The organism is Achromobacter xylosoxidans (assembly GCF_014490035.1).
Taxonomy (GTDB): Bacteria; Pseudomonadota; Gammaproteobacteria; order Burkholderiales; family Burkholderiaceae_B; genus Achromobacter; species Achromobacter bronchisepticus_A.
Genome location: NZ_CP061008.1, coordinates 2,203,328 through 2,219,074, shown reverse-complemented (window position 1 = coordinate 2,219,074; position 15,747 = coordinate 2,203,328). Strand labels below are relative to the sequence as shown.

The window sequence follows — 15,747 nt, the reverse complement described above, 5'->3', positions numbered from 1 at the left end:
CAACCTGTACGTACATGCTGTACGTACAGGTGTACACTACGGTTTTTCATCCCTGATCAACCGTGTGACAGACGCGCGCTCGAACGTCTGCAACCCATAAAAACCGTCTTGGAGACTCCGATAGTGTCGACCGAAACTTCCCGCTCGCCCTTTTTTGGCACGATGCAGAAAATCCCCGGAGGATTGATGCTGGTGCCGCTGATCCTGGGTTCCTTGATCGGCACCTTCGCTCCCGACGCGTTGGCGATCGGCGGCTTCACCACGGCGCTGTTCAAGAACAGCGCCCTGCCCCTGATCGCGCTGCTGATCTTCGCCACCGGCACGCAGGTCAATGCGCGCACCGGTGGCCCGATCCTGGCCACCGCCGGCACCATCCTGTTGATGAAGACCCTGGTGCCCGCCACCCTCATCATCATTCTGGGCAGCTACGTCGGCCTGGACGGCGTGCTGGGCGTGTCCATCCTGGCGCTGCTGGCCGCCTTCGACAACAGCAACGGCGGCCTGTGGCTGGCCTATACCGGCCAGTACGGCGATGCCCGCGACCGCGGCGCCTATGTGGCCAGCGCGGTCAATGACGGCCCCTTCTTCAGCCTGCTGTTCCTGGGCGCCTCGGGCCTGGCCGACATCCCCATGATCGCCCTGGTGGCGGCGCTGGTGCCGTTCCTGCTCGGCGTGGTGGTCGGCAACCTGGACCCCAAGTGGCGCGACGTGCTCAAGCCCGTGCCCAACATCGTCATCCCGTTCTTCGCCTTCGCCCTGGGCACCGGCATCAACCTGGGCGCCGTGGTTTCCGGCGGCGTCAGCGGCCTGATCCTGGGCCTGATCATCAGCCCCATCACCGGCGGCCTGGTCTATCTGGGCTATCGCTACATCCTGCGCCGCGGCGGCAAGAGCGGCCTGGGCTTCGCCGCTGGCACCACCGCCGGCAACGCCATTGCCACCCCTGCAGTGGTAGCGGCCGCCGATCCCAACTTCCAGCAATACGTGTCGACCGCCACCGCCCAGGTCGCCGCCTGCGTGCTGATCAGCTCGATCCTGGCGCCCATGCTGGCCTCGTATTTCCTCAAGCGCGCGGGCGAGCTCAAGTCCGAGGACGCCGACCCCACGGTCGCCCCCGCCCTGCGTGAAGCGCGTGGAGAGGCGCTTTGAATCCCGCCATCGCCATCGTCGCCGATGACCTGACCGGTTCGGGCGACACGGCGGTGCAGTTCGTGCGCGCCGGCTGGAACACCCATCTGTCCATCGGCGGCGCCGACGAGGCGCTGTCGGGTTCCGGCGCCGCCGGCGTGGAAGTGCTGGCGGTCACGACCAACAGCCGTCCCCTGTCGGCCGCCGACGCGGCCGAGGCCGTCTGGCAGAACGTGCGCCGCCTGCGTGCGGCCGGCGTCACGCGCCTGTACAAGAAGGTGGACTCCACCTTGCGCGGCGCTTTCAAGGCCGAGATCGACGCGGCGCGCGAGGCTTGGGGTCCGGACACCATTGCGGTGATCTGTCCGGCCTTCCCGGCCACCGGCCGCACCGTCGAACAAGGCGTGCTCTACGTCAACGGCAAGCCGGTCACCGAGACCTCGGCGGCCACAGATCCGGTCACGCCCGTGACCGAAAGCCATATCCCCACCCTGCTGGGTTGCGCCCATGTGGCGGCGCAGCAAGACGACACGCCGCAAGCGCTGGCGGCCCGCATCCGCGCGGCCGGCAGCACCGTGGTGGTCGACGCGGCTACCGAAGCCGACCTGGAGCGCCTGGCGCGCGCCATCGGCTTGTTGGGTGTGCACGCCCTGCCCGTGGGCGCGGGCGGCCTGGCCGTGCCGCTGGCTCGGGTTTGGGCCGGCGCCGACCAGACCGCGCCGGTCGTGGTGGTGGTGACCTCGCAGCACAGCGCGGCGCGCGCGCAAGCCGCCGCCCTGCAAGCCTCGGGCGCCGACACCTGGACACCCTCGCTGGCTCAATTGGCCGACGACGCCGCATGGCAGGCCTGGAGCCAGCCGCTGCTGCAAGCGCATGGCCAATCGCCGGCGCAAGCCGGCACGGTGCTGCTGCTGGCGCCCGAAGGCCAGCTGGACGGCCTGGATTCCGAGACCGTCGCGGAACGCCTGGGCGGCCTGGCCGCGCAATTGATCGCCAGCGCCAACGCCGCCGGCGTGGTCGCCACGGGCGGTGACGGCGCGCGCAGCGTGCTGGTGGCGCTGGGCGCCCGCGGCATTGCGCTGGTGGATGAAGTGATGGGCGGCGTGCCCCTGGGCACGCTGACCGGAGGCACGGCCGCCGGCCTGCCCGTGGTGACCAAGGCCGGCGGCTTTGGCACCGAAGATGTACTGGTTCGCGCGGTGCGCGCGATCCGCGACAGGAGATTCAAGCGATGACACAACCCCAACCGGGCAAGCTGCCCCTGCTGGCCGTAACCCTGGGCGACGTGGCGGGCATCGGGCCGGAAATCACGGCCAAGATGCTGATGGGCCATGACGAACTGCGCCAGAAGGCCCGCCTGCTGGTGGTCGGCGACGTGGACGTGATGGCCAACGCCGTGCGCAGCCTGGGCGGCGACCCCGCCATCGTGCGCAAGCTGGACCGCGCCGCCGACTGCGCCAACACGCCCGGCACCATCGAAGTGCTGCAGGCAGGCCCGTCGCTGGCCCACGTGAAGCTGGGCGAGATCAGCGCGGACGCGGGCGACGGCTCGGTGCGCTTTGTCACCACGGCCTGCGCCCTGGCGCGCGCCGGCGAGGTTGACGGCATCGTCACCGCCCCGCTGAACAAGGCCGCCATGCACGCGGCCGGCCACAAGTGGCCCGGGCATACCGAACTGCTGGCGCACGAGTTCGGCGTCAAGACCTTCTCGCTGGTGCTGTCGGCCGGCGACCTCTACATTTTCCACGCCACCACCCACGTGTCGCTGCGCCAGGCCATCGAAGACCTGACCCCGGCGCGCATGCGCGCGGTGCTGCGCCTGGCCGGTTCCTTCGCCAAGGCGCTGGGCCGCGGCGACCAGCCGGTGGCGGTGTCGGGCCTGAATCCGCATGCCGGCGAAAACGGCATCTTCGGCACCGAAGACGCCGACATCCTGGCGCCCGCGGTGGCCGAAGCCAATGCCGCCGGCATCCTGGCCGCGGGCCCGATTCCGGCCGACGCGCTGTTCCCGCAAGCCGTGCGCGGCAAGTGGAAGTTCGTGATCGCCTGTTACCACGACCAGGGCCACGCGCCCTTCAAGGCGGTCTACGGCGACGACGGCGTCAACATCACCGTGGGCCTGCCGGTCGTGCGCGTGTCCGTGGACCACGGCACCGCCTTCGACATCGCCGGCCGCGGCATCGCCCGCGAAGACAGCCTGATCCTGGCCGCCGAGCGCGCCGCGCATCTGGCCCCGGGCTGGACGCATGTGTGGGAAACTGCGCGGGCACAAACCGGAGGTTGATTCCCATGGCGCCCACCACGCACGACGCATTGCCCGTACTTGATCGCTCCGGCGATATCCCGCTGCACGCCCAGGTGGCGACCCTGCTGCGCGGATACATCCGCACGAACAAGCTCGCGGCCGGCGCCGTGCTGCCCAGCGAGGCCGCGCTGTGCGAACGCTTCGGCGTGGCGCGCAGCGTGGTGCGCCAGGCGCTGGCGGCCCTGGCCACCGAAGGCCTGATCCAGCGCGAAACCGGGCGTCCTGCCACCGTGGCGGCGCCCCAGGAACACCGCCGGCTGGTGCAGCGATCCACCGGCCTGTACGAGCAGTTCGCGCAGTCCGGCGTGGCCTTGCAAACCCGCGTGCTGGCGTTCGCGCGCGCCGAGCCGCCCGCCGATGTGGCGACCTTCTTCGGCACCACGCAATTGCTGATGCTGGAACGCCTGCGCCATGTGGCCGATGCGCCGCTGGCCTATGTGCGCACATGGCTGCCCGCCGGCGCGGTACCCGGCCTGCGCGCCGAAGACCTCGCCGACGCATCCCTGCACGGCGTGCTGACACGGCGCTTCGGCCTGCGCCCCGGCGCCGGGCGCAACCAGATCCGGGCGGTGGCGGCCGACAAGACGCTGGCGGAACTGCTGGACACGCAAGCCGGCACGCCGTTGCTCATGCTGCAAGGCCAAGGCATGGACCAGCATGGCCGCCCCCTGGAGTGGTTCACCACCTGGCACCGCGCCGAGCAACTGGTGTTCGACGTGGACGTCAGCATGGGCCATGAAAGCGTGCAGCCACGGCTGCAGACGCCCGACGCGCCCGCAGAGCCCTCGCCCGAGGGCCACGACCCGCTGGCGCGCGCCCAAGCCCTGGTGGCCGAGCTTTCCGCCGAACTGGCCAGGCTGCGCGCGCAGCCCTGAGGCGGGCTTCCCGCGGCGGCCGGTCTTGCACCCGTCATGCCCCGGCCGCGCCGCAGCCTGCGGACGCGGCAGCCCCTAGCCCAGCAGGTTGTCCCTCACGTGCAGCAGATGCCGCCGCACGGCCTCCATGGCCCGTTCCGCGTCCCGGTCATGCAGCGCATCAACGATCTCGCGATGCTCCACCTGATAGGCCTGGCGCCGCTCGGGCGTCAGGCTCCTGCGCTTCAAGGCGCCCCAGGTCGCTTGCGAGCGCGCCGCCGTCATCAGCGCGAACACTTTTTCGATGAAGAGATTGTGCGTGGCCGTCGCCATCAATTCGTGCAATTTGGCGTCCCAGATCTCGAACGCTTCGAAGCTGTCGGCGGCCTCTGCGCGCGCACAGGCGTCCTGCATCGCGGCGAAATCGGCAGGGCTGCCATGCTGCACCACCAGGGCCGCGATGGCCGGCTCCAGCACCAGCCGCGCCGCCATCAGTTCGGCCGGGCTGGTGGACAGCACTTCGGTGCGTAGCAGCCCTTCCGTTTGCGCCAGCGCCGAGGATGGATTGGCGTAGGTGCCGCTGCCCACGCGCTGCGAAATCAGGCCTTCGTTCTTCAAGTCGGCCAGGGTGCGGCGCACCGTTGAACGGCTGATGCCGAATTGTTCGCTCAGGGCGCGTTCCGTGGGCAGGCGATGGCCAGCAGGCCAGGCGCCGGATTGCAGATTCTCGATGATGACCGCGCGCAAGGCGGAAGCTTTGTCCATGGACCGTCCCAGAATAGCTAGCGGCCAGATGATACCAAAACAGACCAATAAACCAAGAAAAACCTGGAGATTCCGTTAGGAAAGTTGGTTTATTTGGTATATCCTCTCCCGAAATTGGGCCTTGATATTCGCCCAATTGGTATTTTTTGGTATTAAACAAGAGCGGCCGGACCGCTCAGGGAGCAAGCATGAAGATTGCAGTATTCCGGATCCAGGGCGAGCGCCGCATCGGCGTGGTGTCCGACGACGGTGGCAGCGTGACCGCCCTGGACTTCCCGCGCGAACTCGCGGCCGCAGGCGCGCTGACCGCCGTGGAATGGCTGGCCGAGGGCCGCGCCCTGCCGGCCAAGGTCGGCTCGTCCTACCGCTGGGACCAGGTCGAGCATGAGGCGCCCCTGCCAGCGCAGCGGCGCAACCTGTTCTGCGTGGGCCGCAACTACCACGCCCATGCCAAGGAACTGCGCGACTCCGTCTTCAAGGACAACGACGCCAATCCCGAATCCTGGCCCATCGTGTTCACCAAGGTGCCGCAGACCGTGGTCGGCCCCTGGGCCGACGTGCATCTGCCCGTGGGCGTCTCCGACAAGATCGACTACGAAGCCGAGCTGGCGGTGGTGATCGGCAAGGGCGGCCGCAACATTTCCCGCGCCGAGGCCATGAGCCACGTGATCGGCTACACGGTGGTCAACGACGTTACCGCGCGCGACGTGCAGATGCGCCACCAGCAGTGGGACCTGGGCAAGTCCTTCGACACCTTCTGCCCCATGGGCCCCTGGCTGGTGACGGCCGACGAGCTGGACGGCCAGAAGACGCGCGTGCGCTGCTGGGTCAACGGCGAGCTGCGCCAGGACGGCAACACCGAAGACCTGATCTTCGACATCCCCACGCTGATCGAAACCTGCTCGCGCGGCATCACGCTGTATCCGGGCGACGTCATCGCCACCGGCACGCCGGCCGGCGTCGGCCAGGGCCTGAACCCGCCGCAATTCCTCAAGCACGGCGACGTGGTGCGGGTGGAGATCGACGGCATCGGCCACATAGAAAACCGCTTCGTCTGAGGACAAGCCCCGGAATGAACACGGGGCGGCTCGGCAATAAGAAGCACAAGGAGTGAGACATGAATCTGCGTTGCTACCGGGCGGCCGCGGCTGCCTTGCTATGGCTGGGAGCCGCGAATGCGCTGGCCGCCGGCTACCCTGAACGCCCCGTGACCATGGTGGTGCCCTTCCCGCCTGGCGGCGTCGCCGACACGATCGCGCGGCCGCTGGCCCAGGCCATGGGCGACAAGCTGGGCCAGGCCGTCGTCATCGAAAACAAGGGCGGCGCGGGCGGCGCCATCGGCATCGGCCAGGCCGGCCGCGCCAAGCCCGACGGCTATACGCTGCTGATGAGCCTGTCGTCGATTTCCATCCTGCCCGCAGCCGACCGCCTGCTGGAACGCAAGCCGGCCTATCAGCTGGACCAGTTCGTGCCGATCGCGCGCATCACCGCCGATCCGACCGTGCTGGTGGTGCGCGCCGACGCGCCGTACAAGACGCTGCAGGAATTCGTCGACGCGGCGAAGAAGCAGTCCGGCAAGTTCAGCTACGGCTCTTCCGGCATCTACGGCACCATGCACGTGCCGATGGAAATGCTGCAGAACGCGGCTGGCATCAAGATGATGCACGTGCCCTTCACCGGCGCCGGCCCCGCGGTGCAGGCGCTGGTGGGCGGCCAGGTCGATGCCCTTGCCACCGGGCCGTCCAGCGTCATGCAGCTGATCCAGGCGGGGCGCGTCAAGGCGCTGGCGCATTGGGGCGACGGCAAGCTCGACAGCCTGCCGGACGTGCCGTCCTTCAAATCGCAAGGCTATGACATCAGCTTCGTGCAGTGGTCGGGCGTATTCGCCCTGGCCGGCACGCCGCCGGCCGTCGTGGAGAAGCTGCGCCAGGCAGTCAAGGACGTCGCCACCAACCCCGAGGTCCAGGCCCGCATCGCCGGCACCGGCAGTCCGGTGCAATACCTGGACGCGCCAGCCTTCGACGAGTACTGGAAGAAGGACTCGGCCTCGCTGGAGGTCGCGGTCAACCGGATCGGCAAGGTCGAATAGCCCAACGGGACGCCCGGAATTCCGGGGCGTCCCCCCGGTTCATGAACGCAGGCTGGCGGGCGCTAGCTGCCGCGCCAGCGCCTTGCGGTCGACCTTGCCCACCGCGTTCTCGGGCAGGCGCTCGATCCACAACACCTCGCGCGGCACGTAGATGCGGCCCAGGCGCGCCAGCACCTCCGCCTGTATGCCGGACGCATCCGGCGCGGCCGCGCCCGCGCGCTGCACGAAGATCACCGGCACTTCGCCCAGGTCCTCGTCGGGCGCGCCCACCACGCAGCAGGCGGCCACGCCCGGCAGGCCCGTCACCACCCCCTCGATCAGCGCTGGCGAGATGTTCTCGCCGCCGCGGATGATCACGTCCTTGATGCGGCCGGTGATGCTCAGATAGCCCTGCTCGTCGAAACGCCCCAGGTCCCCAGTGCGCAACAGCTGCGGCGCGCCGGTGTCGGCGCTGTCCACGCCCACATAGCCCAGCATCAGGCTGTCGCCCGCGATGCAGATCTCGCCTTCGCCGCCCGGCGCGGCCTCGCTGCCGTCCGGCAGGCGCAAGGTCACGCTCTGGCCGGCCAGCACGGTACCCACAGACCCCACGCGGCGCGCGGCAGGCGGGTTCATGGTCGAGGTGCAAGTGGCTTCCGACAGGCCATAGGACACCACCAGCGGGCAGCCCAGGAAGGCTTCGATGCGCCGGTGCAGCGCTTCGGTGATCGGCGCCGAGCCGCAGCGCGCAAAGCGCAACGCAGCCAGGCTGGCCGGATCGAACTCCAGTTCCAGCATGCGCGCGTACATGGTCGGCACGCCCGTGATCAGGCTGGGCCGGAACTCACGCAGCAAGCCCGGCATGTCTTCGGCCCGGAAGCGCCCCGCCAGCGCCACGCAGGCCCCCGCCAGCAGCGGCGCGAAAATCTGGTTGTTGAGCGCATTGGTGTGATGCAGCGGCATCACGTGCAAGAGCCGGTCTGCCGGCGTCAAGCCGGTGTGCGCCAGCACCCCGCGCGCGTTGTTCGCCAGCCCGCGGTGGCTCAACAGCACGCCCTTGGGATTGCCGGTGCTGCCGGAGGTGAACAGCAGCAGGCCCGCGTCGCCGGGCGCGGCCTCGCCGCTGCCCGTCCAGTCCAGCGGGCCTTGGGCCACGGCAGCGGCGTCCAGCAGGCATTGCGGCGCCAAGCCGCTGGCACGGGCCGTCGCCGCGTTCGCCGCATCGTGCAGTATCCAGCCCAGCCCCACCGCCGCCACGCGCCTGGCAGTCTCGGCATCCGACAGGCGCGGCTCCAACGGACATGGGCAGGCGCCCGCCGCCATCACGCCCAGGATCGCCAGCACCTGGGCCTGCGACCGCTCCATCGCGATGGCCACATGACTGCCGCGCCGCACCCCGGCGGCGCGCAGGCCGCCCGCGATGCGCCCGACCTCCTGGCGCAGGCCGGCATACGTCAGCATGCCGTCCGCGGTCAGGATAGCCGGCCGTTCGGCCCATTGCGGCAGGGCCCACAGGCGCGCGAAGGCAGCCACCAAGGTGGCGTCGACAAGCGTCATGGCAAGCTCCTAGCGCAGCGCGACGGCAGCGTCGCGTTCAAACTGCCCATCGGGATCCAGCTCGCGCAAGGCGCGCATCTCGGCCGCCGTCGGCAGCGCGGACGGCTCGGCGCCGCTGGCGTCGAATTCGAAACCCGTGCGCTCGCGCACTTCAGACAGGCTGGATTCCGGGTGCCATGACTGCAAAGCCAGCCGTCCGTCGCGCTTGACGAACACGGCGATCGGCGTGACCACGCCATGGAATCCGCCCCAGGACGTCATGAAGTCCAGCTTGGGCACGAAGGTGCGCCGCGAGTGCTCGGTGCGCCAGGTGCAGGCGCGCCTGGCGGTGGGCAGCATCACCGCGCCGCCCCCGCCGCCCGGCAAGCGCACCTTGGGTTCGTGCCAGTCGCCGATGCAGGAATTGTTGGCGCAGCCTTCGCCGTCGATCTGCGCCGCGCCCAGGAAGGTCAGGTCCATGCGGCCGCGCGTGCACAGATCGTAGAAGTCTTCGTTGGAGAAGATCGACGCGGTGCGCTCGGCCAGCACCGGATCGGAACTGGAGATCGGCACATGCGAGGGCAGCGGGTTCACGCCGCCGGCGACGTTGATGTAGACGAAGTCCCAATCGTAGGCGCGCTTGGCCAGCAGGCAGGCCAGCATCGGCAGGGTGGAATTCACGCCGCTGAAAGTGATCTCGTCCGGCCGGATGAAGCGCGCCAGATTGGTGACGATGTACGAAAAGCCCGACCATTGCTCAGCCATGCTGCACCTCCCGCGCTTCGGGCGCCGCAGCCAGGTGCGCCTGCAGATCGCTGTGTTTGTCCATGTACGCTTCCACCGCCGGATAATCGATGGCGTAGTCCGGCCAGCAGGATCCCGGCCATGCGCCCTGCGGCGCGACGGCATAGGCCTGCACCATGAAGAACGGCACCAGCGTGGATTCCGGATTGGCCTCGAACACCGCGCTGTCGACCACCTTCTCGGCCACCACCAGCACGCTGCCCGCGGCGCGCGACATGATGCGGTCCCAATGCGCCGTGCCGTGCACGCGCACATTGCCCAGCGCGTCCACCTCCGAAGCATGAATCACGGCGAAGTCCGGCCGGATCGCCGGCACCACCCAGGTCTTCTGCCCGCTGCCATACGGATCGTCCAGGCACTTCCAGCCGTTCAGCTCCGGCAGGCCGCTACCATGCAGGCCGCCGCAAGGCTGGAACGGCACGCCAAACGCCGCCGCCCGCAGGCCGGCCGTGAGGCTGGCGCAGGCGTGTTCTTCCAGCTCGATCTCGCGCCGCTCGACCGCCTTGCGGTACCAGGGCGCCAGGCCGAAGTTCCCTTCCATGGCGACGATGCCCGCGCGCACGCGGCGCAGCACGCCCGCGCGGCACAGGATGTCCACGTCGTAGCCCGGCGACTGCTTGACCAGTTCCAGGTCGCGCCGGCCCTGCCGGATCAGTTCGCGCACGAAGGCGAACGGTCCGCGGTGCAGGAAGCTGCCGCCCAATGCGATCGACGCGCCGTTGGGCACCAGCGCCGCCAGCTCCGCCAGCGAGCACTGCTTGTTCTTCTGATTGAAACCCGATGCCATGATGTCTCCTTCCCTGCGTGTTCTTCTTCGATCAACGCGCCTGCAGATAGGCCGCTACCCGGTCCTTCAGGCCCGGCAGTGCGGCAGAACGCACCAGGCGGGCAAGATCGATATCCGGCGCCTCCGAGGACAGCGCCGCATACAGCTGGACGCGGCTCGCGCAGCTGAGAGCAGATGCGGCGTCCAGCGCCTCGCGCTCGACGGCCGGCCAGTCCTGCACGTCGGCAAGGCGGCTCGCGAAGCCGTCGCGCAAGGCTTCTTCTGCGCTGAATGTGGCCGCCTGCTCCAGCACCGCGCGCGCCCGCTCGGCGCCGACCAAGGCTGCGTAACGGCGCGTCCCCAACACCAGGCCAAACTTCAGCCCAGGCATGCGGAACGTGGCGTCGGACGCGCTGACCCGCCACTTGCAAGCGCCGAACAAGTCCACGCCCGCGCCGAAGTTACGGCCATGCGCCAGCCCCAGCGTGAGGCACGGCGAGGCCGCCAGCCGCTGCAGCAGCATCTCGATGCGCACGAAGCGCAGCAGCAGATCGCCTTCGCTCTGCTCCTGCCAGCCGCCGAAGTCGAAGCCCGCGCTGAAGTTCCTGCCCTCGCCCTTCAAGACGATGAGCTGGGCGCCGCCAGCCTCGGCCGCATCCAATGCGGCAATCAGCTCCTCCACCAGCGGCGCCGACAGCGCATTCATCTTGTCGGGCCGCGCCAGCGTCAACACGTGCGCCGCGCCCTGTTTGTCGATGTGCAGGACCTCGCTCATGCCGCCGTCCCCTTCCTGGCGGCGCGCAGCGCGCCCAGCACTTCATCGTTGTGTTCGCCCAGGGCGGGCGGACGGCGGCGCAAGGCCGTGGTCTGGCCGTCGAAGCGCACCGGCAGGCCGAACGTGCGCGTGCGCACGCCGTTGGGCAGGTCCACGGGCTGCACCCAGCCCATGTGCTCAACCTGCGGGTCGGCCAGCACCTCTGAATAGGTGTTGATGGGCGCGCACGGCACGCCGGCCGCACGGAAACGCGCCAGCCAGGTCTGCGCGTCCTCGGCTTCGAAGATCGCTTCCAGGATCTCGCGCAGCGCTGTCTGGTTGCGGGCGCGGGCGCTGGTGTCGGTGAAGCGCGGGTCGGCCAACAGATCCTCGCGGCCTACCGTTGCGCATACGCCCTTCCACAAGGCCTGGTTGCCCGCCGCCATGCCGAAGTAGCCGCCCTTGCAGCGGAACGCCTGGTAGGGCGCATTGCGCGGATGGGCCGATCCCAGCTTGACGGGATCCTTGCCGCTGCCGAAGAACTCCGAAGTCTGCAGAGCCGCGATGCCCAGGGTGGCGCCCAGCATGGGTACGTCGATATGCGTACCCTGCCCGCTGGCCTGGGCCGCGCGCAAGGCCGACGCAATGGCGAAGGCGCCGTACAGGCCGGCCGAAAAGTCCGCCACCGGCACGCCGCACTTCACGGGTTCGCCGCCCGCTTCGCCGGTCACGCTCATGATGCCGCTCATGGCCTGGATGGTCAGGTCGAAGCCGCCTTCCTGCGAACGGGGCCCCGACTGGCCGTAGGCCGAGATCGAGCAATAGACCAGTCTGGGATTGGCCTCGCGCAGCTGCGCATAGCCCAGGCCCAGGCGGTCCATCACGCCCGGCCGGTTGTTCTCGATCAGCACGTCGGCGGACAGCGCGAGTTCGCGCGCCAGAGCCAGGTCGCCGGGGTCCTTCAGGTTCAACGTCACCGAACGCTTGTTGCGGTTGAGGGACGCGAAGTTCTCGCTGTAGCCGTCGGAAATGGGCGGCCAGCTGCGCAGCGTATCGCCGCCTTCGGGGTTCTCGATCTTGATCACGTCGGCGCCCATGTCCGCCAACAGCATGCCGCAAAAAGGCCCCGCCGCAACATTGCAAATCTCCAGCACCGTGATGCCGGCCAGCGCCGAACTGGGTGTCATGTCTGACCTCTCGTTATGAAAATTCAATATTTGGGACAAAGAAAACATTATAAGAGTTGGCCTTCAAGACTGGCATCATCCAGCCCATCTCTAGCGTTTGTTTGCGATTTTTAGCGCGAATCCTAGTGCATTCCCTAAGTAGCGTGCTTAATTGTTGACCAGCATAGCACCGTGTGGAATTCTAAGTAAACCATTTATTGAAACTCGAGTCCTATATTTTAGGATTTTTATAAAGGGCCGCGACGCGGCATATGACGGCCCGCACCGACACCAAGGAGACTTCCATGAAGAAAATGTGGCGCATTGCCCTGACAGGCATGGTGCTGGCTTTGGCAGGCGGCGCGGCCGCGGCCGACAACTGGCCCGCGAAACCCGTGCGCATGGTGGTCCCCTTCCCGCCCGGCGGCGCGACGGACGCGGCCGCGCGCATCTACGCGCAGCACCTGGGCGACTACCTGGGGCAGAGCGTGGTGGTGGAAAACAAGGCGGGTGCGGGCGGCGAAATCGGCGCTGAGTATGTGGCCAAGTCGGCCGCCGACGGCTACACCCTGCTGATGGGCGCCGTGGGTAGCCACGCGATCCACGCGGCCATGCCGGACAAGCCCGGCTACGACTTCGGCACCGCCTTCGTCGGCGTGTCCATGGCGACCAGCATGCCCATGGCCGTGGCGGTGAACAGCAACAAGATTCCCGCGAAGAACGTGCAGGAGCTGATCGCCCTGGCCAAGAGCAAGCCCGGCACCATCACCTTCGGCTCGGCCGGCCCCGGCACGTCCCAACACATGGCGGGCGAACTCTTCCAGGTCGTGACCGGCACGCGGCTCATGCATGTGCCGTACCGTGGCAGCGGGCCCGCCATCACCGATCTGCTGGGCGGCCAGATCGACATGGTGATCGAAACGCTGCCGGCGCTGCTGCCGCAGGTCGCAACCGGCAAGATCCGTCTGCTCGGCGTCACCACCGCCACGCGCGCCACGGCGCTGCCAGACCTCCCCACGCTCGCCGAGCAGGGCGTAAAGGACTACTCGGTCGCGACCACCTACGCGCTGCTGGCTCCCGCGGGCACGCCGCCCGCCGTGGTGGACAAGCTCTCGGCCGGCATGCAGAAGGCGGCTGCCATGGCTTCCGTGCAGCAAGCCGCGCAGAAGCTGGGCGCCGACGCCGTGGCCACCACTCCTGCCGACACCAGCCGCGTGCTCAAACAGGAAGTCGCCCGCTGGGCCGACGTCGTGCGTTTGTCGGCGGCCAAATGACGGCGCCCGGCACGACACCGCCCGCGGCGGACCTGGCCATCGTCGGCGGCGGCTCGGTGGCCGTCAGCTTCCTGTATCAATTCCTGCTGTCCCTGGAACCGGGCGGCGGCCGGGCGCTGACGATCGCGCTGTTCGAGCCGCAGGCCGAGCCGGGAGCGGGCGAGGCCTACCAGGAGGATCTGCCCAGCAACCTGCTCAATATCCCCGCCGGCAACATGTCGGCGCGGGCCGACCACAGGATGGATTTCGTGGACTGGCTGCGCGTCCAGGATCCCGCCTGGCTGCGCGCGCAAGGCGCGGACTCGATAGCGCCGGCGGACTTCCTGCCGCGGCCATTGTTCGGCGCCTACATGCGCGCAGTCTATGCGCGAGCTTGCGAACTCGCGCGCGCACAGTGCGTCACGCTCACACACGTGCGCAGCCGTGTCCGCCGCGTGGCGCCGCTGCCTGGCTGCGGCGCGCGGGTCGAACCGGAATCGGGTCAGCCCTGCCTGGCGCGTTACGCCGTGCTGTGCAACGGCAACCTGCCCTCGCAGGCCTTTCCGGAATTGCGCGATGCGCCCGGCTACTTCAACAGCCCTTACCCGGTCCAGGCGCTGACGCGCGGTATCGCCGCCGACGCCCCGGTCTGCATCATCGGCACCAGCCTGAGCGCCGTGGACGCCATCGCAGCCTTGCGGCAAGCGGCGCATCGCGGCCCCATCCTGTGCGCGTCGCGCAATGGCCGGCTGCCGTCGGTGCGCAGTCCGCACAATCGCGCTCCGGACGCACTGCGCCGCTTGAGTCCGGAGGGCGTTGCGCGCCTGGCCGCCGCGCACGGCGGGACCCTCTCGCTCGAGGCCATTGCCGCGGCGCTGCGGGAAGAAGTGCAGGCGCTGGACGGCAGTCTGGCAGCCGCAGACGTGTTCGGGCTGGAGGGCGAGGCCCGCGCCGCGCTGGACGACGAGATACGGCGGTCCGAACAGGCCGCGCGCCCCTGGCAGGCGGTGGCGGCCGCAACCAATGCCGCCGTGGACCTGATCTGGCATCTCATGCCGGACGCCGAACGCGGCCGCTTCCAGTCGCAATGGCGTTCGCTATGGATGGCGCGGCGCGCCACCTTTCCGATGCGCAACGCGCTGAAGCTGCAAGCCCTGCTCCAGAATGGCCAGTTGCAGGTCAGCGGCGGTTATCTGGACAGCCGCCACGACAGCGCCAGCGGCCTGTTCCACACGCGCTTGCGCGACGCGGCGGGCGCAGTGTCCACCCACGCCAGCCGCTATCTGATCAACGCCACCAGCTTCTCGGTGGACACCGCAAGCACGCAAGATCCGCTGGTGTCCGCGCTATTGCGCGAGGGCCATGCGCAGCCCGATCCCCATGGCGGCCTGGCGCTGGACTATGCCACGGGATGCCTCAAGAACGCCGCAGGCGGGATCGAGCCGGATATCTCGGTGCTGGGCAGCTTGGCGGGCGGCACGTATTTCTGGACCACGTCCATGGACGTGAATGCGCGGCTGGCTCGCGGCCAGGCGCAGCGCATCGGCGCCGCGCTGGCGCGGTCCGCTACTGATCCAGATAGCCCCGGCGATAGCCCATCCCTTGCGAGATGGACTGGGCACAGGCAGCCACGTCCGGCGCCAGCTGCTTCATCCTAGCGGCGCTCAGGCGGTCCAGCGGGCCGGAGATGCCTATCGCGGCCACGGGCTGGTCCAGACTGTTGAACAAGGTCACGGCCAGCCCGCCCACGCCTTCGCGCCATTCGCCCCGGTTGACCGCGTAGCCGGTGCGGGCGATCTTGCGCAGTTCGTCCTTCAAAAGCGGCATGGACACGATGGTCGAGGACGTGTGGCGCACGAGCTTGTCGGCATAGCGCTCGACGTAGCCTTCCGCCTGGTAGGCGAGCAAGGCCTTGCCGGTGGCGACGGCATAGGCCGGCGCCCGTCCGCCCACCATGGAATAGGCGCGTATGGGCTGGGGGCTGTCGATCTTGTCCACGTAGACCACGTCGAAGCCGTCGAGCACCGACAGGTGCACGGTTTCGCCGGTCTGGTCGGCCAGCGTGCGCATGTAGGGCGCGGCCAGCTTGCGCACGTCCAGCTGGGCCAGCTGACGCGCCGCCAGCTCGAACAGCCGTACCGCGCCGCGATAGCCGCCGCCGTCATCGTCCTTGGTCACGTAGCCCGCATGGATCAGCGTCTGCAAGGTGCGGTGCGTGTTGCTGCGGGTCAGCCCGACGCGGGCGGCGAGCGCATCGATGGTGCGCGGCGGATTATCCACGTCGGTCACCGCCTCCAGCACCATCAGACCTTTGAGCAGCGTCTTGTCCATTGTTTATTTTCCTAATA

At 68.7% G+C, this 15,747-nt stretch carries 15 protein-coding genes; 8 read left to right on the top strand and 7 right to left on the bottom strand.

Annotated elements, in window-relative coordinates; all coding sequences use genetic code 11:
• Positions 1–123 precede the first annotated feature (123 nt).
• The 4 genes from IAG39_RS10495 to IAG39_RS10480 are packed head-to-tail and all read left to right on the top strand — an operon-like array spanning position 124 to position 4,308.
• A complete protein-coding gene (locus tag IAG39_RS10495; RefSeq protein WP_082400881.1) occupies positions 124–1,149 on the top strand; it encodes a 2-keto-3-deoxygluconate permease in 1,026 nt (341 codons plus the stop codon).
• Positions 1,146–2,363 carry a D-threonate kinase gene (gene dtnK / locus IAG39_RS10490; RefSeq protein WP_118933694.1) on the top strand — a complete coding sequence of 406 codons (1,218 nt, stop codon included), beginning with the start codon at positions 1,146–1,148 and terminating at the stop codon, positions 2,361–2,363. Before IAG39_RS10495 ends, dtnK begins: the two co-directional genes overlap by 4 nt.
• A complete protein-coding gene (pdxA, locus tag IAG39_RS10485) occupies positions 2,360–3,412 on the top strand; it encodes a 4-hydroxythreonine-4-phosphate dehydrogenase PdxA (protein WP_059372138.1) in 1,053 nt (350 codons plus the stop codon). The genes dtnK and pdxA overlap by 4 nt, the downstream gene beginning before the upstream one ends.
• 5 nt (positions 3,413–3,417) lie before the next feature.
• Positions 3,418–4,308: a GntR family transcriptional regulator gene (locus IAG39_RS10480; RefSeq protein WP_118933693.1), complete on the top strand. Its 891-nt coding sequence runs from the start codon at positions 3,418–3,420 to the stop codon at positions 4,306–4,308.
• Between the two features lie 75 nt (positions 4,309–4,383).
• Here IAG39_RS10480 and IAG39_RS10475 read toward each other — a convergent pair whose 3' ends face one another.
• Positions 4,384–5,052: a FadR/GntR family transcriptional regulator gene (locus tag IAG39_RS10475; RefSeq protein ID WP_059372134.1), complete on the bottom strand. Its 669-nt coding sequence runs from the start codon at positions 5,050–5,052 to the stop codon at positions 4,384–4,386.
• A 188-nt stretch (positions 5,053–5,240) separates the two neighbouring features.
• Between IAG39_RS10475 and IAG39_RS10470 the strand changes: the two genes are divergently transcribed.
• Positions 5,241–6,110, top strand: coding sequence for a fumarylacetoacetate hydrolase family protein (locus IAG39_RS10470; protein WP_059372132.1), 870 nt, complete (start codon positions 5,241–5,243; stop codon positions 6,108–6,110).
• A 59-nt stretch (positions 6,111–6,169) separates the two neighbouring features.
• The gene (locus tag IAG39_RS10465; protein ID WP_059372131.1) at positions 6,170–7,141 is read left to right on the top strand and encodes a tripartite tricarboxylate transporter substrate binding protein; all 972 of its coding nucleotides are present in this window, start codon (positions 6,170–6,172) and stop codon (positions 7,139–7,141) included.
• 39 nt (positions 7,142–7,180) lie between these two features.
• On the opposite strand, the gene IAG39_RS10460 is transcribed toward IAG39_RS10465, so the two are convergent.
• The 5 genes from IAG39_RS10460 to IAG39_RS10440 are packed head-to-tail and all read right to left on the bottom strand — an operon-like array spanning position 7,181 to position 12,167.
• Positions 7,181–8,677 carry a class I adenylate-forming enzyme family protein gene (locus IAG39_RS10460; protein ID WP_118933692.1) on the bottom strand — a complete coding sequence of 499 codons (1,497 nt, stop codon included), beginning with the start codon at positions 8,675–8,677 and terminating at the stop codon, positions 7,181–7,183.
• 9 nt (positions 8,678–8,686) lie between these two features.
• A complete protein-coding gene (locus IAG39_RS10455; RefSeq protein ID WP_118933691.1) occupies positions 8,687–9,421 on the bottom strand; it encodes a CoA-transferase subunit beta in 735 nt (244 codons plus the stop codon).
• Positions 9,414–10,247: a CoA transferase subunit A gene (locus tag IAG39_RS10450; protein WP_059372125.1), complete on the bottom strand. Its 834-nt coding sequence runs from the start codon at positions 10,245–10,247 to the stop codon at positions 9,414–9,416. Before IAG39_RS10450 ends, IAG39_RS10455 begins: the two co-directional genes overlap by 8 nt.
• Positions 10,248–10,278: 31 nt before the next feature.
• Entirely contained in the window at positions 10,279–11,001 is a 723-nt protein-coding gene (locus tag IAG39_RS10445) for an enoyl-CoA hydratase/isomerase family protein (protein ID WP_118933690.1), read from the bottom strand.
• The gene (locus IAG39_RS10440; protein WP_059372117.1) at positions 10,998–12,167 is read right to left on the bottom strand and encodes a CaiB/BaiF CoA transferase family protein; all 1,170 of its coding nucleotides are present in this window, start codon (positions 12,165–12,167) and stop codon (positions 10,998–11,000) included. Before IAG39_RS10440 ends, IAG39_RS10445 begins: the two co-directional genes overlap by 4 nt.
• A 284-nt stretch (positions 12,168–12,451) precedes the next feature.
• Between IAG39_RS10440 and IAG39_RS10435 the strand changes: the two genes are divergently transcribed.
• Complete coding sequence (locus IAG39_RS10435; RefSeq protein WP_118933703.1) at positions 12,452–13,420, top strand: tripartite tricarboxylate transporter substrate binding protein; 969 nt, start codon at positions 12,452–12,454, stop codon at positions 13,418–13,420.
• Positions 13,417–15,057, top strand: a complete 1,641-nt coding sequence (locus tag IAG39_RS10430) for an FAD/NAD(P)-binding protein (protein ID WP_118933689.1) — start codon at positions 13,417–13,419, stop codon at positions 15,055–15,057. The genes IAG39_RS10435 and IAG39_RS10430 overlap by 4 nt, the downstream gene beginning before the upstream one ends.
• On the opposite strand, the gene IAG39_RS10425 is transcribed toward IAG39_RS10430, so the two are convergent.
• Complete coding sequence (locus IAG39_RS10425) at positions 14,966–15,730, bottom strand: IclR family transcriptional regulator (protein ID WP_118933688.1); 765 nt, start codon at positions 15,728–15,730, stop codon at positions 14,966–14,968. The two genes, IAG39_RS10430 and IAG39_RS10425, sit on opposite strands and share 92 nt — an antisense overlap.
• Between the last annotated feature and the right edge of the window lie 17 nt (positions 15,731–15,747).